The sequence below is a fragment of the Candidatus Acetatifactor stercoripullorum genome, from assembly GCF_944382095.1.
In the GTDB taxonomy this organism is placed as follows: domain Bacteria; phylum Bacillota; class Clostridia; order Lachnospirales; family Lachnospiraceae; genus Acetatifactor; species Acetatifactor stercoripullorum.
Map to the genome: position 1 here is coordinate 12538 of NZ_CALWMU010000013.1, position 22582 is coordinate 35119.

Genomic DNA, 22582 nt, shown 5'->3' on the forward strand with positions numbered 1-22582 from the left:
GCAGCTCTTTGAGAGAGTTGTGCCTGACGGCCTTTCATCAACGGTACAAAAGAGGGGCCCCGTCGCCTTCGTTCAAGTCCCGCAGCTCATCCCTGAGCTTTTGATCGGAGAGACAGGAGGCCTCGCTTTGTATATCCATGTACAGAATAAAGAAATCCTCCAGACTCATTTCCATTTCTGCGGCGATGGTCTCCATGATGGGCCGCAGCTTGTCCAGCTGAACGGAAACCTGCACCTTCTGGGGATCAATATCGGCCATTACCTCCTCTGCGTAAGCGTTGATTCTCTCTAATATTTTTCTATGCTCGTCTGTCATATTTTCCTCATTTCCGCGCGGTTTTCGCCGTGCATTTTCTTCCCTGGAAACATTTTAGCACCGGATGCTTGTTATGTATAGTTTTATTTGATAAAATAAAAATAAACAATTTTAAGAAAAGAGGATGGAAGCTATGGCTGAGATCAAGCCCTTTCGGGCATACCGTCCCAGGGCGGACCTGGCAGGCAGGATAGCTGCGCTGCCCTATGATGTGTACAACAGAGAGGAAGCCTGCAGAGAGGTGGAGAAGAATCCCGATTCTTTTCTGGCCATCGACAGGGCGGAGACCGGGTTTGGCCCGGAGGTGGACACCTGCGACCCAAGGGTATATAAAAGGGCCGCCGAGCTTCTTTGGAGCCAGATACAGGAGGGGCGTTTTGTACAGGAGGAGACGCCTTGCTATTATCTGTACGAGCAGATTATGGATGGCGCATCACAGACCGGAATTGTAGCCTGCGCTTCCATAGACGATTACAGCACAGGAGTGATCAAAAAGCACGAGAATACCAGAGCGGAAAAGGAGAAGGACCGCATCTGCCATGTGGATGCCTGCAATATGCAGACAGGCCCTATTTTCCTTACATACCGGGCGAACGACACCTTAAGGGAAATTGTGGCTTCGGCAAAAGAAAGCGAACCGGCGTATGATTTCACCGCCCCCGATGGGGTCGTTCACAGAGTATGGGTGATTTCTGAGGAAAAGAAGATTGCGGAGATAAAAAAGACCTTTGCTGCCATTCCCAGCCTGTATATTGCGGACGGACACCACAGATGCGCTTCTGCGGTGAGAGTGGGGCAGATGCGCAGACAGGCCCATCCGGATTTTACGGGGCAGGAGGAGTATAATTATTTCCTTTCCGTGCTTTTTCCGGATGATGAGCTGCACATTCTGGATTACAACCGTGTGGTGAAGGACTTGAATGGTCTTGAGCCGGAAGACTTCTTAAAAAAACTGGAGGAAGGCTTTACGGTGAAAAAATGGGGGAAAACTCCTTGTAAGCCGGACAAAAAAGGAAGCTTTGGCATGTATCTGGAAGGAGACTGGTATCTGCTTACGGCAAAGGAGACTGTAAAAAGCAAGGATGCGGTGGCGGGATTGGACGTATCCATTCTGCAGAACCATGTGCTGGAACCGATTTTGGGCATACAGGACCCGAAAACCGACAAACGCATTGATTTTGTAGGGGGTATCAGAGGGCTTGGGGAGCTGGAGCGGAGAGTGCATACGGACATGAAGGCGGCCTTTTCCCTGTATCCCACCTCCATAGAAGAGCTGTTTGCGGTGGCGGACGCAGGAAGGCTTATGCCGCCCAAGTCCACTTGGTTTGAGCCCAAGCTCAGAAGCGGCCTGTTTTTGCATGATCTGGAAATTCGATAAGGGAAGGGAGACTCTTATGACAAACAAATTATATAAATTGATGAACTGGCCCAAAATAGAGGAGATCATTTATTCGGAGAGCGATAATCCGCACGCATTGTTAGGACCTCACAAGGCTGGGGGACAGACGCTGGTACAGGCATATTTCCCAGGGGCTAAGGAGGTGTTTCTCCAGCTGGACGAAGAACAGGCAGGAGAAGAAAAAGAGGCCGGGGGCTGTGATATCGCCATGGAAACAGCAGATGAGGACGGTTATTTTGCTGTGCTGCTTCCCGAAAGGCAGCTTAAAGCATATCAATATCTGGTTATCTATGGAAACGGTGTCAGTGTCACCCGAAAAGACCCCTATAGGCATAGTCCTGTGATCACAAAAAGCGATACGGAAAAATTTAAAAACGGCATTCATTATACCATTTATGAAAAGCTGGGGGCGCATCCCATGGAGCATGAGGGAGAGAGGGGCACTTATTTTGCGGTCTGGGCGCCCAATGCTCTCCGCGTCAGCGTTGTGGGGGATTTCAATCAGTGGGACGGCCGCGTCCATCAGATGAGAAGGCTTTGGGATTCCGGAATTTTCGAGCTGTTTGTGCCGGATGCCAAGGCTGGGGACAATTATAAATTTGAGCTTAAGCTGAAAGGGGGACTCACCTATCTGAAGGCGGATCCCTACGGGAACGCTGCCCAGAAAAGACCGGAGACGGCGTCGGTGATCGCTGACCTGAATGGGTTCGTCTGGGAGGATGATGCCTTTCTCAAAAACAGGGCAAAATTCCAGACAGGCAATGTGCCTGTGAGCGTATACGAAATGTATCTTGGTTCCTTTGTGGATCCCAGGGAGGGGGAGGACTACGCAAATTACAGGGATATTGCGCCGAAGGTGATTGCGTATGTAAAGAAAATGGGGTATACCCATGTGGAATTGATGCCGGTGATGGAGCATCCCTTTGACGGCTCCTGGGGCTATCAGGTGATCGGCTATTATGCGCCCACGGCAAGGTATGGAAGCCCGGAGGATTTCATGTTTTTTGTAAATGAGCTCCACAAGGCTGGCATCGGCGTGATCCTTGACTGGGTGCCCGCCCATTTCCCAAGAGATACCTATGGCTTGTCCAATTTTGACGGCACCTGCCTGTATGAGCATAAAGACCCAAGACAGGGCTTTCATCCTCACTGGGGGACGCTGATCTATAATTACGGACGGCCTCAGGTGTCAAATTATCTGATTGCCAACGCGCTGTTCTGGGTGGAAAAATATCATGCCGACGCTATCCGCATGGATGCGGTGGCCAGCATGCTTTATCTGGACTACGGTAAAAAGGACGGCGAGTGGGTGGCCAATATGTACGGGGGCAAGGAAAACCTGGAGGCCATTGAATTTATGAAGCACCTGAATTCCATCATGAAAAAGCGCAACCCCGGTGTGCTGTCCATTGCAGAGGAGAGTACCGCCTTCCCTCTGATCACCGGTTCCCTGGAGGAGGGAGGACTTGGCTTTGATTTAAAGTGGAATATGGGCTTTATGAACGACTATCTCACCTATATCAAATATGATCCCTATTTCAGAAGCTATCACCACGGCGAACTGACCTTCAGCATGATCTACGCCTACAGCGAAAAATTTATGCTGGTATTCTCCCATGACGAGGTGGTTCACGGGAAGGCTACCATGATCGGCAAAATGCCGGGAGAGAGAAAGGATAAATTTGCAAACCTGAGGCTGACCTACTCCTATATGATCACCCATCCTGGAAAGAAGCTCTTGTTTATGGGCCAGGATATCGGAGAGTTTGACGAGTGGAACGAAAACAGGCGCATAGAGTGGGAGCTTTTGCAAAATCCAGAGCATGCGGGAGTGGCAGAGCTGATGAAGGACTTAAATCATCTGTACCGGACCAGGAAGGCATTGTATGAGCTTGACGACAGTCCGGAGGGCTTTGCGTGGATCAACAACATTTCCTCGAAAGAGTGCTATCTGAGTTATTTAAGAAAAGGAGCAGACCAAGAGGAGGTTCTTTTGGTGGTGGCCAATTTTGCCGGGGTGGAGCAGGAGATCACTACCGGGGTGCCTTTTGAGGGAAAGTATAAGGAAATTTTTAATTCTGATCATGTGAAGTACGGTGGAAGCGGCGTGGTAAACGGCAGAGTGAAAAAAGCCCAGGATGTGGAATGGGACGACAAAAAGCAGTCCATCACCGTAAAGCTGGCCCCCCTGTCCTTGAGCATTCTGGAATTCATACCCTACACGGAGGAGGAGCTTGAGAGGGTAATCGAGCAGAGAATCCGGAAAAACACACCCGTTCGGAAGAAAAAGAAAGGGGAGAAATAATGCTTTTGGATTTTTTGGAGACGCTGCCGGAAAAGGCGCTGCATCTTGGAATCCGCGTAGTGCTGGCAGTAGTGTTTTTTTTAATCGGCGTACAGGTTGTGAAGCTTTTGCGCAAGATACTGCGAAAGTCCATGCAGAGAGCAGGCGCGGAGGTGGGCGCCGTGCAGTTTGTGGATTCCTTTTTGAAAACGTCCCTTTATGTGGTGCTGATCTTTTTACTGGCGACTTCCTTTGGCGTGGATGCGGCCAGCATTGTGGCCCTGCTTGGTTCTGCGGGTGTAGCTATCGGCCTTGCCATTCAGGGCAGTCTTTCCAATCTGGCGGGAGGTGTGCTGATACTGGTGCTGAAGCCTTTTAAGGTGGGGGATTATATCCACGAAAATACGGATCATCAGGAGGGAACCGTTGCGGAGATTCAGATTTTTTATACCAAGCTGGTGACCGGCGATAACAAGGTGATCGTGCTGCCAAACGGCACCCTGGCAAACAACAGTATTATCAATATGTCCGCTGCCAAAACCCGAAGGATGGATATTGTGATCGGCATTTCCTACGATTCCGATATCAAAAAGGCGAAGGAAGCGCTTATGGAGGTTTTGGAAAAGGATCCCTTTGTACTGAAGGATCAGGAAATGCGCGTGTATGTGTCGGAGCTTGCAGCCTCCGCCATCAATCTGGGAGTGCGCTGCTTTTTTACAAATGAACATTTCTGGGAGGGGAAATGGCGCATTACGGAAAACTGTAAATATGCCCTTGACCGGGCGGGGATAGAGATTCCCTATCCCCAGCTGGATGTGCACATGAAGGGCGAAAATTGACAGGAAGTGTCAAAGCAGTAATTTAATGGTTGAATTTTGTACAGGCTGATGTTATATTATCAATGTATCTTCACAGTATTATCTGTGTGGGACAAAAGAAGGACCAATGGGTTAATAAAGGAGGAGAATTATGAAAAAAGCATTGGCATTTGCACTTGCAGCGGTTATGACTTTTTCTCTTGCTGCCTGCGGTGGGGAAACCACGGCAGACAACAGCAGTGAAGCGTCTGTAAGCACTGTAGAAGGCACTGTGGAAGAGGCTGTGGAAAGCACCGGCGAAGAGGCTGCACAGGAAGGCAGCGGGGAGGGATTAAAGATTGCTATCGTTTCCAGCCCTTCAGGTGTGGACGATGGTTCCTTTAATCAGGACAACTATAACGGCGTTTTGAAGTTTATCGAGGAAAATCCCAGCGCAACCGTTACTCCCATCAGGGAGGAATCCGGTGACAGCGCAGCGGCTGTTCAGGCAGTTGCAGATGTGGTTGCCGACTACGACGTGATTGTCTGCTGCGGCTTCCAGTTTGCGGGCATCGGCGATGTAGCGCAGGAAAACCCTGACACAAAGTTTATTCTCATTGATTCCTGGCCTACCATCGGAGGAACAGAGGTAACAGAGGATCAGGTGATCGACAATGTGTATGCGGCGTACTACGCAGAGCAGGAGAGCGGCTTCTATGCGGGTATGGCAGCTGCCCTTTCTACTACCACGGGCAAGGTGGCAGTTGTGAACGGAATTGCTTATCCTTCCAATGTAAATTATCAGTATGGCTTTGAGTGCGGCGTAAAATATGCAAATGAGACCGAAGGCCTGAATGTGGAGGTGGTTGAGCTTCCTTCCTATGCCGGAACAGATGTAACCGGCGCGAATGTGGGCGGCAACTATGTAGGAAACTTTTCTGATGAGGCTACCGGCAAGGTGCTTGGCAACGCTTTGATTGCAGAAGGTGTTGACATCATTTTTGTGGCGGCAGGAGCTTCCGGCAACGGTGTGTTTACCGCAGCAAAGGAGGCAGACGGCGTTATGGTAATCGGCTGTGACGTTGACCAGTATGACGACGGCGCAAACGGAGATACCAACGTAGTACTCACCAGCGGTCTTAAGGTAATGCACGATACGGTTTACAATGCGCTTAATACCGTGAAGGACGGCACCTTTGCAGGCGCTAATGTGACGCTGACAGCAGCCACCGATTCCACAGGCTATGTAAGCGAAGAGGGCAGAAACCAGCTGAGTGCTGAAGCCATTGAAAAGATTGACGCGGCTCAGGCCCTGGTAAAGAGCGGAGAGATTGTTCCTGCGGCAAACTTCAACGGAATTACGCCTGAGACCTTTACCTGGTAAGGAAAAACATAAGTTTTAAAGTAACGGACGACGGATGTTCCCCAAAGGGCATCCGTCGTTTTATAAATTTCAGGTTCCTAAATGAGACAAAATCTGTTATACTATGAAAAAACGAAGGCTGTTTAGCGGCAGATGGGAGAAAGCATGGCTGACTATATTGTGGAAATGAAACATATTACCAAACGTTTTCCTGGGATCACAGCCAATGATGACGTGACTATTCAGATCAAAAAGGGTGAAATCTTTGCTCTGCTTGGGGAAAACGGCGCCGGCAAATCCACTCTGATGAGTATGCTCTTTGGAATGTATGAGCCGGATGAGGGTGAGATTTTTATTCGCGGGGAGAAGGTGAAGCTGGAGTCGCCCAATCACGCTGCCCGGCTGAATATCGGCATGGTACATCAGCACTTTAAGCTGGTGTCCAATTTTACCGTTGCGGAAAATATCGTTATGGGGATGGAGCCGGTAAAGAAGGTCCTGGGCTGTATCAACGTGGTGGATATGAAAAAGGCAAACCAGGAAATTGGAGCGCTTTCGGAAAAATATGGTCTTGCGGTGAATCCAACGGATTTAATCGAGAACATCAACGTTTCCACACAGCAGAGAGTGGAGATTTTGAAAATGCTTTACAGGGAGGCTGAAATCCTTATTTTCGATGAGCCTACGGCAGTTTTGACGCCCCAGGAGATCGAATTTCTGCTGGATATCATAAAGGGGCTTCGGGACAAGGGAAAAACGATCATTCTGATCACCCATAAGCTGGAGGAAATCAAGAAAATTGCAGATCGATGCGCTATCTTAAACAGAGGGAAGCTGATCGGCGTTTTGGATGTGGCAGACACCTCCACCAAGAAGATGGCCAACATGATGGTGGGGCGGGAGGTAAGCTTTGAGACGGTAAAGACCCCCGCAAAGCCTGGCAGTGTAGTCCTGGACGTGTCCCATCTGAATGTGTTTGACAAGCAGAATTTTCAGGTGGTGCGTGACGCTTCTTTTCAGGTTCACGCAGGAGAAATATTGGCCATTGCAGGCGTGGCGGGAAACGGACAGGTGGAAATTGCAGATGCCATAGCGGGACTGATTCCGGCCCGTTTTGGCACAATAACCCTAAACGGCGAAAATATCACAAATCTTTCCATACGGGAGCGGACAAAGAGAGGAATCTCCTATATTCCTGAGGACAGACAGAATTATGGTCTGGTCATGGACTTTTCCCTGTCAGATAATCTGGCGTTAAAGGATTATTACAAGGAACCCTTCTGCAGAAAGGGAGTGCTGAGGGAGGAGGCCTTTCAAAAAAACAGTGAGAAGCTTATACACGACTATGATATCCGAAGCGGTCAGGGAAGCGCTACCATCGTGCGCTCCATGAGCGGCGGCAATCAGCAGAAGGCCATTATTGCCAGGGAGATCGAGCTGGGTTCTCCCCTGATGATATTTGTGCAGCCTACCAGGGGATTGGATATCGGTGCCATTGAGAATATTCATAAGCAGATGATCGGAGAGCGGGACAAGGGCAAGGCCATTCTTTTGATTTCTCTGGAGCTGGATGAGATCATGAATTGTGCGGACACCATTGCGGTGATCTATAACGGAAGCCTGCAGAAGATAGCTCCGGCAGATACCCTTACCACCAATCAGGTGGGAGAGTTTATGATGGGCGTCCGCCATACGGCCGGCGTACAAAAGAAGGGAGGCATGGCATAAATGAGACAGGTAAAGAAATTATGGACCTCTGTGAGGATTCCTCTCTTTGCGATTTTGTGCAGTCTGGTTGCGGGAGGCATTATCATTGCTCTTACAGGAAGCAATCCCTTTCGGGCCTATTATTCCTTATTACAGGGGAGCGGACTGGCTCCCAAGGCGTCCTATGCCTCCTACAAGAGCATGCTGACGGACTTTTTCAGCTATGTAAATTATTTTACTCCTATGATATTTGCTGCGCTGGCGGTGGCAGTGGCCCTTAAAGCCGGGCTTTTTAACATCGGCGTATCGGGGCAGATGCTGGCGGCGGGATTTACGGCTACGGTAATTGTGGGCTACAGCGGGCTTAACGGAGTGCTTGCAAAGCCTTTGGTGATTCTGGTGGGCATTGTGGCCGGCTCTCTTGCGGGAGCGCTGATTGGATTGCTAAAATACCGCTTCAACATCAATGAAGTGGTTTCTTCCATTATGTTAAATTATATTTTCCAGTATGTCATAAGCTTTTTTATCAATACTTATTTCGTGGACCCGGTCTCCAGACAGTCAAGAGAGGTTTCTGATGCGGCGAGACTGACATTGATGAACACGCCGGTGGGAAATTTGAAGCTGGACATTCCGCTGGGAATTGTCATTGCTCTTCTGGCTGTGTTTTTGGTGTGGTTTCTTCTGGCCAAGACAAGGCTGGGCTACGAGCTGAAGGCTGTGGGATATTCCCGAAGTGCGGCAAAATATGCCGGAATTAACGTGGGGAGAAGCATGGTGCTGTCCATGACCATATCGGGTGCCCTGGCCGGACTGGCAGGAGTCACCTATTATCTTGGATACGTAGGGTCCATTCAGCCAAAGGTGCTGATCAGCACAGGCTTTGACGCCATTGCAGTTTCCCTTTTGGGAAACAACCACCCGGTGGGTATCATTTTCTCAACGATGCTGATTACCCTGATCGGCAAGGGCAGCACCTATATGAAGTCGGCGGCTGGGGTGGATTCGGAGATTGCCTCTGTAATCACCGGCATCATTCTTTTATTCAGCGCCTGCAATGTGTATATCAAGTGGAGAATGGAACATAGAAGAAATACTTTGGATGCGAAAAAAGCAGAACAAAGTTCCATCTGATTACAAAGCCGCCTGCGCGGCAGAATGAGAGGAAAATATGAACATTATCATTATAGACGGATTATCCTTCGCTCTTCCCCTGTTTATTATGGCCATCGGCGGCATCTACTGCGAAAAATCAGGCGTAACTATGCTGGCAGTGGAGGGCCTGCAGGGGTTTGGAGCCTTTACAGGCGCCTTCGCGGCGGTGCTTGTGTCGGGAAGCTTTGCCGGTAATTCTCCCGTCCCCTTCTATATTGCCATGGCTTTTTCCGTGATCGGAGGAGGCGCCTTTGCTTTGATTCATGCCCTGCTTTGCCTGAAATTTAAGGCAAACCAGGTAATCAGCGGTGTGGTGGTAAATATTCTGGCTATGGCGCTTACCGCCTATCTGACAAAGCTTTTCAACCGTATCTTTTTTGGGGCAGCCTCGGATAAGTTTGTGCTGACGGTGTCCTCCCGGATTACGGTGCCGTTCCTTTCAGAGATTCCTGTGCTGGGAGCTGTTTTTACCAATCTGTATCCTTTTGAGATCGTCATTGTGCTGGTGGCTTTTTTATCCTGGTTTGTGATGTACAAGACCAGATTCGGCATGCACCTGCGGGCCTGCGGAGATAATCCCCATGCTGTGGATGCCGCCGGAAGAAATGTGGGAAAAATCCGGCTGGCTGCCATTATCATATCCGGCGCTTTGTCCGGCCTGGGCGGAATCTGCTTTGCCTATTCCATCTCCGCCAATTTTTCCTCTAATATTTATGTGGGATATGGCTATCTGGCCATCGCTGCCTTGATTTTTGGAAACTGGAAAATTCTGCCTACTCTGGCGGCCTGCCTTTTATTTGGCTTTGCCCGTTCCGGCGGATACCGCCTGGTACAGGTTTTGCAGATGCCCAGCAGCTTTCAGGACTTGGTGATGATACTGCCCTATGTGCTTACCCTCTTGCTTCTGATTTTCTTCTCAAAACAGAACGGAGCGCCCAGAGCGCTGGGGGTTATCTATGACAAGGGAGCGCGCTAAAGAGCTTTTGGTAAAGGCTTTTTTCGGAGATTGTCGATAATTGTCATTATTGGCGGTACTTTTTGTAAAAAATAATAAATTTATGGTTGCAAAAAAAAGCCAAACCCGATATAATACACTTAGTTGCAAAAGCAATTGCAACCAATTCCCCTTTTACAGCTTTATGCTAGGTGCTGAAATAGCTCAGTTGGTAGAGCACTTCACTCGTAATGAAGGGGTCGTGGGTTCGAGTCCCATTTTCAGCTTACTGGCAAAGGCGCCCCGGAAACATCATATGTTTCCGGGGTGCCTTTTTGTAAGGCAATCTTTTAATCCCCTTTGTCCTTCCCTGACAGGATTTTTCTCATCTGAGAAGGAGTGCAGTGATAGGTATTGCGGAACATACGCATAAAGAGCTTATAGTTGGTAAAGCCGTGGCTGCCGAGAATGGTGGTAAGGCTCAAATCTGTTTCTGCCAAGTCCTCATACACATGAGTCAGGCGCACGGTGTTTAAATACTCCTGAAAGGTCTGTCCCATATATTTTTTAAAAAACCTGCAGAAATATTCCGGGGTAAGACCGGCAAATTCTGCAATTTCCGTCAGGGAAACGCTTTCCTGATAATGGTCTCTCACATAATTGAGAATGCCCTCTAAGCGTTTGAGATTCTTGGCCGTTTTCACCTGCAGGACAGGATTGATCTCCTGGCGGAAGTATTTCATAAGCAGGAACAATAGTTCATACAGAAGACTTTTAAAATGCAGGGAATACCATGGCTGCTTCTGGTAGAAGGCTTCTCCCATACACAGCAGAAGCTGTGTGATTTTACTGTGGATTTCCTGAAACTGGGGAGAAGCGTGGGTGTTTAAGGCATCGCTTTGCTGATAGAAATTACAAAATCTGCTCTGTTCAAAGCCTGATATGGCTTGTTTTAAAAAGGTCTGGGGAATCTGAAGCAGCAGCACCTTTACATAGGCTTCGCAGAAGGTGGAATGGATGTCTGCTGAGTTTATCAGGATAAAATCTCCCTGATTTAACAGATAAGCCTTGTCCGCTATGGTTACCTTCATCGTTCCCTGATAAAGATACACTACCTCCAGACTGTCGTGCCAGTGGTTGGGAACCAGATGATTGCTGTCCTCATAAATTCTAAAGTTTACCTCTAAAGCTTCCGATACCGGTATTTCCTCATGAATACTTTGATGCACGGAAAATCCCTCCCTTTCCGATGTGGTTATCTTCTTTTTGCTTTCCCTAAAATCATCATAGAAAGCAGGAAGGAAAAAGTCAAGATTGACCTATATTCTTGTCAAGAAAAGAAATATACGGAATTTCTTTTTTCTGATAGGATAAAATTACAATGAGAAACAGAGGTCCGTTTCAACGGGCAGGAGGAGGTACGAGCTTGAAAGAAGAAAAGATCAAGGAATTAATTGCACAAATGACACTGGAGGAAAAGGCCTCCTTGTGTTCCGGAGGTGATTTCTGGCACACGAAAGGCATCGAAAGGCTGGGAATTGCACCGTCCATGGTATCAGATGGCCCTCACGGCCTGCGCAAGCAGGATCAGGAGGCGGATCATCTGGGAGTAAATGAGAGTATTAAGGCCGTCTGCTTTCCGGCGGGATGTGCTACTGCCGCATCCTTTAACAGAGAGCTCTTAGAGGAAATGGGAGAAATTTTAGGAAATGAATGTCAGGCGGAGGGAGTCAGCGTCATTTTAGGTCCGGCGGTGAATATAAAGCGTTCCCCTCTCTGCGGCAGGAATTTTGAATACTATTCCGAGGACCCGCTGTTAGCCACTGAAATGGCAGGAGCCCTCATCAAGGGCGTACAGAGTAAAAATGTGGGAACCAGCATCAAGCATTTTCTGGCAAACAACCAGGAGACCAGAAGAATGAGCAGCTCCTCCAACATAGATGAGAGAACGCTTCGTGAAATCTATCTGGCTGCTTTTGAAGGGGCCGTGTGCAAACAGAAGCCCTGGACGGTCATGTGCTCCTACAATAAAATAAACGGTGTCTATGCGGCGGAAAATAAAACCTATCTCACAGATGTGCTGAGAAAGGAGTGGGGCTTTGACGGCTATGTGGTAAGCGACTGGGGCGCCGTGAACAGCCGTGTGGAGGATCTGGCCGCAGGTCTTGATCTGGAGATGCCCTCCTCAAACGGGGAGAATGACCAGCTGATTGTGACAGCGGTGAAAGAGGGCAGGCTTTCTGAGGAGATTTTGGATCAGGCGGTGGCAAGAATCCTGAATATAGTGTTCCGCTTTGCGGAAAATCGAGATAAAACTGCTGTGTTTGACAGGGATGCAGACCATGAGGCGGCGAGGAAAATTGCAGAGGAAACCATAGTCCTTTTAAAGAATGACGGCGTACTGCCCCTGGATGAGTCGGAAAAAATCGCATTTATCGGGAAATATGCGAAAAAACCCCGCTATCAGGGAGGCGGAAGCTCCCATATCAACAGCCATAAGGTGACCTCTGTCATGGATGCGGCTGCGGCAAATCCCAACATTATTTTTGCCCAGGGCTTTGATGATGAGAAAGATGAAATAAATGAAACGCTGGTGAAGGAGGCTGTGGAGGCCGCAAGAGAAGCAAAGGCCGCAGTGATCTTTGCAGGACTGCCGGACGCATTTGAATCGGAGGGCTTTGACCGAACCCATATGCGCATACCGGACTGTCAGAATGCGTTGATCGATGAGATTTTAAAGGTACAGGAAAATGTAATTGTAGTGCTGCACAATGGTTCTCCGGTGGAAATGCCCTGGGCGGACAAGGTTAAGGGTATTGTGGAAGCCTATCTGAGCGGCCAGGCCGTGGGGGCGGCAGAATATGATATTCTGTTTGGCAGGGTAAATCCCAGTGCCAAGCTGCCGGAGACCTTCCCTGTGAAATTGGAGGACAATCCCTCTTATCTGTTTTTCCCCGGGGAAGGAAACAGTGTGGACTACCGGGAGGGAGTTTTTGTGGGATACCGGTATTATGACAAAAAGAAAATGGAAGTATTGTTCCCCTTCGGACACGGCTTATCCTACACGGAGTTTACCTATTCCAATCTGCGGGCTGACAGGCAAAAGCTAAAGGATACGGATACCCTTACTGTAAGTGTGGATATTACAAACACGGGAAAACGCCCAGGAAAAGAGATCGTCCAGCTCTATGTCCGGGATAAAGAAAGCTCTGTGCTGCGGCCGGAGAAGGAGCTTCGGGATTTTGCAAAGATCGCTCTTTTGCCGGGAGAGACAAAGACAGTTTCCTTTACTTTGGGCAAGCGGGCCTTTGCATACTACAACACGGAGATTCACGACTGGTATGTGGAATCCGGAGAATTTGATATTCTGATCGGAAAGTCCTCCCGGGATATTGTTCTTTGCCAGACTGTAATGGTGGAGTCTACCACCCAGATAAAGAGAACCTATGACGGGGATTCCATTTATGAGGATATATACAAGGATCCGGCGGCAAGAGCAGTGGTGGAGCGTTTCCGAAAGAAGCAGAGCACACAGATGGAAAACCAGGAGAAAAAGGAGCCTGAGAAGAGCAGCGCCGCCAAGGAGGCCATCACAGAGGAAATGGAGCTGGCAATGATGAAGTATATGCCCTTGCGGGGAATGCTGAGCTTTGACAAAGGCTCCCATAAGGAACTGGAAGCGATATTAAAGGAGCTTAACAGCCTGTAAAATATAAGGTATCCTTTGCCAAAGGGAGTCAGGACATTCTTTTCCTGACTCCCTTTTTTCTGACACGGACATTTTCGCTCAGCCCTTTCTGATATGATACTCTATCTGCTGTATCCCCCGGTACAGGCCAAAGGCGATCAGACACAGGATCACTACCGCCATTATCACCAGGTCAAGCTGAAATACCTGGGATCCATATATAATCAGATATCCAAGTCCCTGCCTTGCGGCAAGAAACTCGCCGATAATCACGCCTACCAGGGCAAGGCCGATATTTACCTTGGTGGTGCTTAAAAGCACGGGCACGGAGCTTGGGAGAATTACTTTGAAAAAGGCGTCCTTCCTTTTCCCTCCAAGGGTGTAGATGAGAGTCACCTTCTCGGAATCACTCTGCTTAAAGCCTGTGTAAAAGCTGATGATGGAGCCGAACAGGGCCACGGATATGCCTGCTACGATTATGGTTTTTGTTCCCGTTCCCAGCCATACGATAAACAGCGGAGCCAGAGCAGATTTCGGCAGACTGTTTAAAATAACCAGGTACGGTTCTAAAATTTCGGAAAGCTTCGTAGAATACCATAGCAGCGTAGCGCTGATCAAACTGATGAGAAACACCAAAAGAAAGCTTAGAAGGGTTTCCCAAAGGGTGATGCCAATGTGAAGGAAGATGGAGCGATCTGCACAAAGCTCTATAAAAAGCAGCACCACACGGCTTGGGCTGGAAAAGAAAAAGCTGTCTATCCAGCCCAAATCAGCGCTTGCCTCCCACAAAACCAAAAAAAGGACTAATATCAGAAAACGCCAGGAGGTAATCAGATGATGATGCCTCTTGTGGCTTTTTACAAATTCCTCCTGCTTTGTCAATTCACATTTCTTTTCTTTCACAGCCAAGCTCCTCCCACAGTTGATTGAAATAAGATTGAAATTCCGGTGCGTTTCTTGCGGCCAGCGGCGAGTCGTCGGACAGGGTAAGATGAATGGGAACCTTCATTTTTACCACGGCCGGTCTTGCAGACAGGATGATTACACGGTCCGCAAGGCTGATGGCCTCGGAAAGATCATGGGTAATGATGATCATGGTTTTTCCGGCAGCCCGTATCAGCTGGCAGATATCCGAAGAAACCATAAGTCTTGTCTGGTAATCCAGAGCACTGAAGGGCTCATCCAGAAGAAGCAGCTGGGGGTCCAGGGCCAGAGTCCGTATCAGCGCCGCCCGCTGCTTCATGCCCCCGGACAGCTCGCTTGGACGTTTGTCCCGGAATTTATCCAGCCCGTAATCAAAAAGCAGCTGGTCTACATGGGCCAGCCTCTCCGGGGTCATCATATGGTTGATTTCCAGTCCCAAAATAACATTTTTGTATACAGTGCGCCATTCAAAGAGATGATCCCGCTGAAGCATATATCCAACCCTGGGGTAATGGAGGGAACCGTCCGGATTATTCACTGCGATGGTGCCCCTTTCCGGTGGAAGCAGGCCGGATATAATGGAAAGCAGTGTGGATTTTCCGCAGCCGCTTGGACCCACCACCGCTACAAATTCCCCCTCCCCTACGCCGAAAGAAATGTTTTTAAGGGCCTTTGTTTCTCCTTGAAGGCTGTGATAGGAATAGCCGATATTTTTAAGCTCCAAGATGTTCTGCATAAAGGACATACCCTTTCGCGATTATGAAATCAATTTATCATATATTATGATAAAGGCGGAAAAAGGGTGTAAAACTAACGGTACACTGTATTGCAGAAAAGCGTTTTTTATGGTAATATCAATTTCGAGTTTAAAAAAAAGACAGGAGACAGGCTATGGCACAGTTGTGGGGCGGACGCTTTACCAAAGAAACGGACCGGATGGTTTATGAGTTTAATGCGTCCATACAGTTTGACAAGCGTTTATTCCACCAGGATATAGAGGGCAGCATCGCCCATGTCATCATGCTTTCCAAGCAGGGGATTCTCACATCCGCAGAGAGGGATGACATTATCAAGGGACTTACGGGAATACGGGATGATGTAGACAGAGGCGATCTGGAGATCGGTCCGGAATATGAGGATATTCACAGCTTTGTGGAGGCCAAGCTTATCAGCCGGATCGGAGAGGCCGGAAAGAAGCTTCATACAGGCAGGAGCAGAAACGATCAGGTGGCGTTAGACATGAAGCTGTATACCAGACTGCAGGTTTTGAAAACGGACGACCTGTTAAAGTCCCTTTTAGAGGTAATTCTCCACACCATGGAGGAAAATCTGGAAACCTATATGCCTGGATTTACCCATCTGCAGAAGGCCCAGCCCACAACCCTCGCCCATCATTATGGTGCCTACTTTGAAATGTTCAAGCGCGACAGGCTTCGGATGAAGGATATTTACTGCCGCATGAATTACTGCCCTCTGGGAGCGGGAGCCCTGGCGGGAACCACCTATCCTCTGGACAGAAGCTATACCTCTTCTCTGATGGGGTTTGAGGGGCCCACCTTAAACAGTATGGATTCCGTGGCCGACAGAGATTATCTGATAGAATTTCTCGCGGCGCTGTCCACTGTGATGATGCACCTAAGCCGTTTTTGTGAAGAAATTATACTGTGGAATTCCAATGAATATCAGTTTGTGGAGCTGGATGACGCTTACTCCACCGGAAGCAGCATCATGCCCCAGAAAAAAAATCCTGATATCGCGGAGCTGGTGAGAGGAAAAACAGGCCGGGTGTACGGCGCACTGGTTTCTCTTCTTACGACCATGAAAGGACTGCCCCTTGCCTATAATAAGGATATGCAGGAGGACAAGGAGGTATCCTTTGACGCCATGGATACGGTGCAGAATTGTCTGATTCTGTTTACAGGGATGCTGAAAACCATGAGATTTAAAAAGGACCGCATGGAAAAAAGTGCGGTGAACGGTTTCAGCAATGCCACGGACGCTGCGGACTACCTGGTGAACAAAGGGGTTCCCTTCCGGGATGCACATGCTGTTATAGGAAGACTGGTATTATACTGTATTGACAAGGATACCTCTATTGATGCCTTAAGCCTTGAGGAGCTGCAGGCCATCAGCGATAGATTTGAGCCTGACTTTTACGAGGCGGTTTCCTTAAAGACCTGTGTGGAAAAAAGGCTTACCATCGGCGCGCCCGGACCGGAGGCCATGAAGAAGGTAATCGAGGTAAACCAAAAATATCTGCAGGAGGACAGAATTGATATTCTGCCGGACAATGTGATCTTAAACCCGCAGAAACAATAGATTATCCGGCTGCGCCGGGAGGAGGAAAAAAAATATGAGTGAGAAATTAAAGGTTGGTATTTTAGGCGGAACAGGCATGGTGGGACAGCGCTTTATTTCCCTTCTGGAAAATCACCCCTGGTTTGAGGTGACTACCATAGCGGCAAGCCCCCGTTCTGCGGGAAAGACCTATGAAGAGGCCGTGGGAGGCAGATGGAAGATGGACGCCCCCATGCCGGAGGCGGTAAAAGGTCTTGTTGTCATGAATGTGAATGAAGTGGAGGCGGTGGCGTCTCAGGTGGACTTTGTATTCAGCGCAGTGGATATGACAAAGGATGAGATTAAGAAGATAGAGGAGGCTTATGCCAGGACAGAGACTCCCGTAGTATCCAACAACAGCGCTCACAGATGGACGCCCGACGTTCCCATGGTGATACCGGAGATTAATCCTCAGCATATGGAAGTGATAGAATATCAGAAAAAGCGTCTTGGAACAAAAAGAGGCTTTGTTGCGGTAAAACCCAACTGCTCTATCCAGAGCTACGCGCCTGTGCTGACGGCATGGAAGGAGTTTGAGCCCTGCGAGGTGGTGGCAACCACTTATCAGGCTATCTCAGGAGCCGGCAAGACCTTTCAGGACTGGCCGGAGATGGTGGGAAACATTATCCCCTATATCGGCGGAGAAGAGGAGAAAAGCGAGAAGGAGCCCCTCCGCATCTGGGGTTCCATACAGGACGGGGTGATTGTGCCGGCCCAGTCTCCTGTAATCACCTGTCAGTGTATCCGGGTGCCGGTTTTGAACGGCCATACGGCGGCGGTCTTTGTGAAATTTAAAAAGAAGCCTTCAAAGGAGCAGCTGATCGAGAAGCTTGTATCCTTCAGTGGAGAGCCTCAAAGACTTGGGCTTCCCAGCGCACCTAAGCAGTTTATCCAGTATCTTGAGGAGGAAAACAGACCACAGGTGGCTTTGGATGTGGACTATGAAAAGGGCATGGGAATCAGCGTGGGAAGGCTGCGCGAGGATACAGTGTATGATTATAAGTTTGTAGGGCTGTCTCACAATACGGTTCGGGGAGCTGCTGGCGGAGCGATTCTCTGTGCGGAGCTGTTAAAGGCCCAGGGGTACATCACAAAACGATAACAGGGTTTTGTCTGTCGGGCTTTGCCCGTTTCGGATATCGGGGAGGCATATTATGAATGAAATGCGCTATCAATTAAATCTGTTGAAAGCGATGAACCAAAAGCTGGCGGCAAAGGAACGCATGTACCATATGGTATGCGATGCCTCTGCCGAGGCTTTTCTGTATTATTCTTTTGAGAAAAATGAAGTTGTCACCTTGGGGAAGTGGCATGATTTTTTTGACTTTGAAGTGCACGACATGAAGGAGGCGGCAAAGCTTTTTGACGCTGTGGACGAATCCTGCCTGCTTAAGCTGAGAGACGTTTTGTTTTTGGAAAAAAGTGGAGAAGCTTCTCTGACGGCAGAATGTCTTATGAAGGATAAAAAGCGGTGGTTTCGGTTTTGCGCCAATGTAACCTATGACGCCCTGGGACGTCCAGAGGAGAAGGTGATATGCACCTCCGATATCACAAAATTTAAAAATCAGAATGAAGAGCTGACCTACATGGCATATTATGATGGGCTCACAGGACTCTATAACCGCAATTATTTTGTGCGCCAGCTGGGCGAATTTGTGAGAACTGCCAAGGAAAGAAACAGTGTGGTCAGCGTACTGGTGATCGACATCGACGATTTTAGAAAGATAAATGACGGTATGGGCCTGGTAGTTGGAGACGAGCTGGTCCAGCAGTTTGGCAGCTTTTTAAAGGAGCTGTGCAGCAAGGAGGTAATCGTCTGTCATTTAAGCAGCGATGTGTATTGTATGGCCATTTATGAGCCCATGGGAGACCACAGCGTGGAGCACATACACAAGACCATACAGAAGCGAACCAGGGAGCCCTTCTGCTTAAGCAGTGGCCAGGAGCTTCAGATTACCGTCAGCATAGGCGTTGCAGAGTTTCCTGAGGCGGCGTCCTCGGCCCTTGAGCTGATGAAGTGTGCGGAGATCGTCATGTTTAAAGGGAAGAGCACCGGAAAGAATACCATACGGTATTTTAACGCTTCCATACTGAATGAATTTCTGGAGACGGTTGAGCTGGAAAACAAGCTCAAGGAGGCTGTGTTCAAGAAAAATTTTGTGCTATATTTTCAGCCCCAGTTTTATGCGGGGAACCAAAAGCTGCGCGGGGTTGAGGCGCTTGTGAGATGGCGGGAGGAGGACGGGAAGATGATAAGCCCTTCCGTGTTTATTCCTATTGCGGAGAAAAACGGCGCCATTATTCCCATCGGAAACTGGGTGGTGGAACAAAGCATCAGGCAGTATTCTGCCTGGCGGAAGCAATATGGAGTTTCCTTTATCATGTCCATCAATATATCCGCGCTGCAGTGCGCAAGAGACGATTTTGTGGATTCTCTTTTAAAGACCATCCGGAAATATCAGGTAGATCCCTCCGACGTAGAACTGGAAATTACGGAGAGCATCCTGATCAATGACTTTGACATGGTTTCCGATAAGCTCAAACAGCTGCATGCCTGTGGGATCAAAATATCCCTGGATGACTTCGGCACAGGATTTTCTTCTCTGTCCTATTTAAAGCAGCTTCCCATAGATACGTTAAAGCTTGACAAAAGCTTTACTGACACGGTTTTGACGGATTCTGCCACCAGGGTGATCACAGAATCCATCATCAATATGGTGGAATGTCTGGGCTTTGAGTCCATCGCCGAGGGTGTGGAGGATGAACAGCAGTATAAGTACCTGCATGCCATTGGCTGTGACGTGATTCAGGGGTATCTTTGTGGAAAGCCGCAGCCGCCGGAGGAGCTGGAAAAGCTTTTTCAGAAGGCCTTCACAGCTTAAGTGAGGACATAGATTCGTGGGCAAAAACTTATTTATAGCGGAAAAACCCAGTGTGGCAAGGGAATTTGCCGCCGCACTGAAAATAAATATGAACTCCAGGGAAGGGTACCTGGAGGGCGGGGAGGCCATTGTCACCTGGTGTGTGGGACATCTGGTGACAATGAGCTATCCGGAAGCCTATGACGAGAAATACAGACGATGGAGCTTTGATACCATTCCCTTTATCCCGGAAACCTTTCGTTATGAGGTAATCGAAAGTGCCCGCAAACAGTATTCTATTGTGAGCGGACTGCTGAACCGTCCGGACGTAAGCACCATTTACGTCTGTACCGACTCCGGACGGGAGGGAGAGTATATTTACCGTCTGGTGGAGCAGATGGCTCAAGTACAGGGCAAGGAACGAAAAAGGGTCTGGATTGATTCCCAGACGGAAGAAGAAATTTTAAGAGGAATCCGCGAGGCTAAGGACCTGAAGGAATATGACAACTTAAGCCACGCGGCTTATTTGCGTGCAAAAGAGGACTATCTGATGGGAATTAATTTTTCCAGGGCCCTGACGTTGAAATACGGGAGAACCCTGCGGGACTACCTGAAACGGGATAAGGCGGTTATTTCCGTGGGCCGTGTGATGACCTGCGTCCTTGGCATGATCGTCAACCGCGAGCGGGAAATCCGTTCCTTTGTAAAGACCCCCTTTTACAGGGTGATTGGAAATTTCAAGCTGCAGGAGAAATGCTTTTCGGGAGAGTGGAAGGCGGTGGAGGGCTCTGGCTTGTATGCTTCGCCCCTTCTATACAAAGAGAACGGTTTTCGGGAAAAAGAGAGCGCAGAAAAGCTGATCGCCTATTTGGAAAAGGAGCCGGTGGGGGATATCACAGTGGAAAGCATAGAGCGGAAGCAGGAAAAGAAAAATCCGCCGCTGCTTTACAATCTGGCGGAGCTGCAGAACGACTGCTCCAAATATTTCAAGATCAGTCCCGACGAGACCCTTCGGATTGTCCAGGAGCTCTATGAAAGGAAGATGGTCACCTATCCCAGGACCGACGCCAGGGTGCTTTCCTCTGCCGTGGCAAAGGAAATTCATAAGAATATCGGGGGGCTGCGGGGCTTTGGGCACACGGGGGAGGCGGCGGCCTGGATTCTCTCTGAGGGAAGGCACAAGGGGATTGCCAAAACCCGTTATGTGAACGATAAGCAGATTACAGACCATTATGCCATTATTCCCACAGGCCAGGGACTGAACAATCTTTCGTCGCTGCCTCCGGTTTCTGCAAAGGTATATGAAATCATTGCCAGACGATTCCTGAGCATCTTTTATCCTCCGGCTGTTTATCGGAAATTCGCCCTTGTGATCAGGGTAAAGGAGGAACGCTTTTTTGCAAACTTCAAAGTGCTGGAGGAGGAGGGATATCTGAAGCTTTTGGCCTATTCCTTTAAGACACAGGAAAAGGAGGAGGGGGAGGAAAAATGCGACAGTGAGCTGGCAGGGCTTTTGTCCGGCCTGAAAAAGGGGCATAAGCTTCAGGCTGAGAATTATGAGATCAAGGAGGGAGAAACCTCTCCTCCAAAGCGGTACACCTCGGGAAGCATAATTCTCACCATGGAAAATGCAGGACAGTTTATTGAGGATGAGGAGCTGCGGGCCCAGATCAAGGGAAGCGGCATCGGCACCAGCGCCACCAGGGCGGAAATATTAAAAAAGCTGGTAAATATTGAATACCTTGCACTGAATAAAAAGAGCCAGGTTCTCACGCCCACCCTGATGGGCGAGATGGTCTACGATGTGGTAAACAGCTCCATCAGGCCCCTTCTTGACCCGGCCCTGACCGCAAGCTGGGAAAAGGGACTTACCCTTGTGGCGGACGGAAAGATATCTCCCGAGGAATATATGAAAAAGCTGTCGGATTTCGTGACACGAAGAACCAATATCGTAAAACAGATGAACAATCAGAGGATGCTTTACGCCCAGTTTCAGGCGGCGGAGGCCAATTACAGCAGCAAACAGTAAAATATAGGGCAGCATGAGTCTGCGGAAAGGAATGAGAATATGGAGAATATTACAATTTATGATCTGTTTGACCTAAAGGAGACCATTGCGGCAGAGCTTTTTGCGGGAGCGGAATATCCCTGGGAGGTTCTGCCAAAGATTCATGATTTTATCATTGAGCTGGGGAAGAGACTTCCGGAGGAATTTTACGAAAAGAGAGGGGAAGACATCTGGGTGGCAAAAAGCGCCCGCGTGGCCCCTACGGCCTGCTTAAATGGTCCGCTGATCATCGATGAGGAGGCTGAGATCAGACACTGTGCCTACATTCGGGGAAACGCCATTGTGGGAAAGGGCGCTGTGGTGGGGAATTCCACAGAGCTGAAAAATGTGGTTCTCTTTAATAAGGTGCAGGTTCCCCACTACAATTATGTAGGGGACAGCATTCTTGGCTTTAAGGCGCATATGGGGGCAGGCTCCATCACCTCCAATGTAAAAAGCGACAAGACCCTTGTAACGGTAAAGGGAAAGGAGGACTTTCTGGAAACCGGCTTAAAGAAAATGGGAGCTATGCTGGGAGACTGCGTGGAGGTAGGCTGCAACAGCGTGCTTAACCCCGGAACAGTGGTGGGAAGAAATTCCAATATCTACCCTGTCTCCATGGTAAGAGGTGTGGTTCCGGCTGACAGCATCTTTAAATCTCAAAAGGAAATTGTTGCAAAAAGGAAATAACCATTGACTTATTTTCTCCCTTGTTGTATATTTTTTCTAGTGCTAGATTGCACTAACGCATTAATACGTTTGTGCGTTAA

General features: G+C 48.8%; 17 protein-coding genes and 1 tRNA gene. 14 read left to right on the forward strand and 4 right to left on the reverse strand.

Annotated elements, in window-relative coordinates; translation table 11 throughout:
• Window positions 1-37: 37 nt before the first annotated feature.
• Window positions 38-316, reverse strand: coding sequence for a hypothetical protein (locus SHK35_RS05520; RefSeq protein ID WP_318704519.1), 279 nt, complete (start codon window positions 314-316; stop codon window positions 38-40).
• Between the two features lie 133 nt (window positions 317-449).
• Here SHK35_RS05520 and SHK35_RS05525 point away from each other — a divergent pair, with 133 nt between their 5' ends.
• The 8 genes from SHK35_RS05525 (at window position 450) to SHK35_RS05560 (ending at window position 10242) form a co-directional block, all read left to right on the forward strand.
• Window positions 450-1694, forward strand: coding sequence for a DUF1015 domain-containing protein (locus SHK35_RS05525; RefSeq protein ID WP_318708989.1), 1245 nt, complete (start codon window positions 450-452; stop codon window positions 1692-1694).
• Window positions 1695-1710: 16 nt separating this feature from the next.
• Window positions 1711-4020: a 1,4-alpha-glucan branching protein GlgB gene (glgB, locus tag SHK35_RS05530; RefSeq protein ID WP_318708991.1), complete on the forward strand. Its 2310-nt coding sequence runs from the start codon at window positions 1711-1713 to the stop codon at window positions 4018-4020.
• A complete protein-coding gene (locus SHK35_RS05535) occupies window positions 4020-4838 on the forward strand; it encodes a mechanosensitive ion channel family protein (protein ID WP_318708993.1) in 819 nt (272 codons plus the stop codon). The genes glgB and SHK35_RS05535 overlap by 1 nt, the downstream gene beginning before the upstream one ends.
• A gap of 130 nt (window positions 4839-4968) precedes the next feature.
• Complete coding sequence (locus tag SHK35_RS05540) at window positions 4969-6180, forward strand: BMP family lipoprotein (protein ID WP_318708995.1); 1212 nt, start codon at window positions 4969-4971, stop codon at window positions 6178-6180.
• A gap of 144 nt (window positions 6181-6324) precedes the next feature.
• Entirely contained in the window at window positions 6325-7887 is a 1563-nt protein-coding gene (locus tag SHK35_RS05545) for an ABC transporter ATP-binding protein (RefSeq protein ID WP_318704524.1), read from the forward strand.
• A complete protein-coding gene (locus SHK35_RS05550) occupies window positions 7888-9000 on the forward strand; it encodes an ABC transporter permease (RefSeq protein ID WP_318704525.1) in 1113 nt (370 codons plus the stop codon).
• 37 nt (window positions 9001-9037) lie between these two features.
• Window positions 9038-9997: an ABC transporter permease gene (locus SHK35_RS05555; RefSeq protein WP_318708997.1), complete on the forward strand. Its 960-nt coding sequence runs from the start codon at window positions 9038-9040 to the stop codon at window positions 9995-9997.
• 172 nt (window positions 9998-10169) lie between these two features.
• Window positions 10170-10242: transfer RNA gene (locus SHK35_RS05560), tRNA-Thr, on the forward strand.
• Window positions 10243-10305: 63 nt separating this feature from the next.
• Here SHK35_RS05560 and SHK35_RS05565 read toward each other — a convergent pair.
• A complete protein-coding gene (locus SHK35_RS05565) occupies window positions 10306-11184 on the reverse strand; it encodes an AraC family transcriptional regulator (protein WP_318708999.1) in 879 nt (292 codons plus the stop codon).
• A 152-nt stretch (window positions 11185-11336) separates the two neighbouring features.
• Between SHK35_RS05565 and SHK35_RS05570 the strand changes: the two genes are divergently transcribed.
• On the forward strand, window positions 11337-13664 hold the full coding sequence (locus tag SHK35_RS05570; RefSeq protein ID WP_318709001.1) for a glycoside hydrolase family 3 C-terminal domain-containing protein: 2328 nt from the start codon (window positions 11337-11339) through the stop codon (window positions 13662-13664).
• A gap of 78 nt (window positions 13665-13742) precedes the next feature.
• Here the strand turns inward: SHK35_RS05570 and SHK35_RS05575 are convergent, their stop codons facing one another.
• Together SHK35_RS05575 and SHK35_RS05580 are read right to left on the reverse strand one after the other, a co-directional pair.
• The gene (locus tag SHK35_RS05575; RefSeq protein WP_318709003.1) at window positions 13743-14546 is read right to left on the reverse strand and encodes an ABC transporter permease; all 804 of its coding nucleotides are present in this window, start codon (window positions 14544-14546) and stop codon (window positions 13743-13745) included.
• A complete protein-coding gene (locus SHK35_RS05580) occupies window positions 14527-15303 on the reverse strand; it encodes an ABC transporter ATP-binding protein (protein ID WP_318709004.1) in 777 nt (258 codons plus the stop codon). The genes SHK35_RS05575 and SHK35_RS05580 overlap by 20 nt, the downstream gene beginning before the upstream one ends.
• A gap of 155 nt (window positions 15304-15458) precedes the next feature.
• Here SHK35_RS05580 and argH point away from each other — a divergent pair, with 155 nt between their 5' ends.
• Genes argH through SHK35_RS05605 form a run of 5 tightly spaced genes read left to right on the forward strand, consistent with a single transcriptional unit; the run spans window position 15459 to window position 22502 of the window.
• Window positions 15459-16886 (forward strand): argininosuccinate lyase, encoded by a 1428-nt coding sequence (gene argH / locus SHK35_RS05585; RefSeq protein WP_318704531.1) that lies wholly within the window; start codon window positions 15459-15461, stop codon window positions 16884-16886.
• A gap of 34 nt (window positions 16887-16920) precedes the next feature.
• The gene (gene asd, locus SHK35_RS05590; RefSeq protein ID WP_318709005.1) at window positions 16921-18006 is read left to right on the forward strand and encodes an aspartate-semialdehyde dehydrogenase; all 1086 of its coding nucleotides are present in this window, start codon (window positions 16921-16923) and stop codon (window positions 18004-18006) included.
• Window positions 18007-18058: 52 nt separating this feature from the next.
• Window positions 18059-19786, forward strand: coding sequence for a putative bifunctional diguanylate cyclase/phosphodiesterase (locus SHK35_RS05595; RefSeq protein WP_318709006.1), 1728 nt, complete (start codon window positions 18059-18061; stop codon window positions 19784-19786).
• A gap of 16 nt (window positions 19787-19802) precedes the next feature.
• The gene (locus SHK35_RS05600) at window positions 19803-21794 is read left to right on the forward strand and encodes a DNA topoisomerase (protein ID WP_318709007.1); all 1992 of its coding nucleotides are present in this window, start codon (window positions 19803-19805) and stop codon (window positions 21792-21794) included.
• A gap of 39 nt (window positions 21795-21833) precedes the next feature.
• On the forward strand, window positions 21834-22502 hold the full coding sequence (locus SHK35_RS05605) for a UDP-N-acetylglucosamine pyrophosphorylase (protein WP_318709008.1): 669 nt from the start codon (window positions 21834-21836) through the stop codon (window positions 22500-22502).
• Window positions 22503-22582 lie beyond the last annotated feature (80 nt).

Excerpts from the sequence above, each read along its gene's own strand:
- SHK35_RS05520 (WP_318704519.1), bottom strand. The coding sequence starts at position 316 with ATGACAGACGAGCATAGAAAAATATTAGAGAGAATCAACGCTTACGCA.
- SHK35_RS05525 (WP_318708989.1), top strand. The coding sequence starts at position 450 with ATGGCTGAGATCAAGCCCTTTCGGGCATACCGTCCCAGGGCGGACCTG.
- glgB (WP_318708991.1), top strand. The coding sequence starts at position 1,711 with ATGACAAACAAATTATATAAATTGATGAACTGGCCCAAAATAGAGGAG.
- SHK35_RS05535 (WP_318708993.1), top strand. The coding sequence starts at position 4,020 with ATGCTTTTGGATTTTTTGGAGACGCTGCCGGAAAAGGCGCTGCATCTT.
- SHK35_RS05540 (WP_318708995.1), top strand. The coding sequence starts at position 4,969 with ATGAAAAAAGCATTGGCATTTGCACTTGCAGCGGTTATGACTTTTTCT.
- SHK35_RS05545 (WP_318704524.1), top strand. The coding sequence starts at position 6,325 with ATGGCTGACTATATTGTGGAAATGAAACATATTACCAAACGTTTTCCT.
- SHK35_RS05550 (WP_318704525.1), top strand. The coding sequence starts at position 7,888 with ATGAGACAGGTAAAGAAATTATGGACCTCTGTGAGGATTCCTCTCTTT.
- SHK35_RS05555 (WP_318708997.1), top strand. The coding sequence starts at position 9,038 with ATGAACATTATCATTATAGACGGATTATCCTTCGCTCTTCCCCTGTTT.
- SHK35_RS05570 (WP_318709001.1), top strand. The coding sequence starts at position 11,337 with ATGAGAAACAGAGGTCCGTTTCAACGGGCAGGAGGAGGTACGAGCTTG.
- SHK35_RS05580 (WP_318709004.1), bottom strand. The coding sequence starts at position 15,303 with ATGCAGAACATCTTGGAGCTTAAAAATATCGGCTATTCCTATCACAGC.
- argH (WP_318704531.1), top strand. The coding sequence starts at position 15,459 with ATGGCACAGTTGTGGGGCGGACGCTTTACCAAAGAAACGGACCGGATG.
- asd (WP_318709005.1), top strand. The coding sequence starts at position 16,921 with ATGAGTGAGAAATTAAAGGTTGGTATTTTAGGCGGAACAGGCATGGTG.
- SHK35_RS05595 (WP_318709006.1), top strand. The coding sequence starts at position 18,059 with ATGAATGAAATGCGCTATCAATTAAATCTGTTGAAAGCGATGAACCAA.
- SHK35_RS05605 (WP_318709008.1), top strand. The coding sequence starts at position 21,834 with ATGGAGAATATTACAATTTATGATCTGTTTGACCTAAAGGAGACCATT.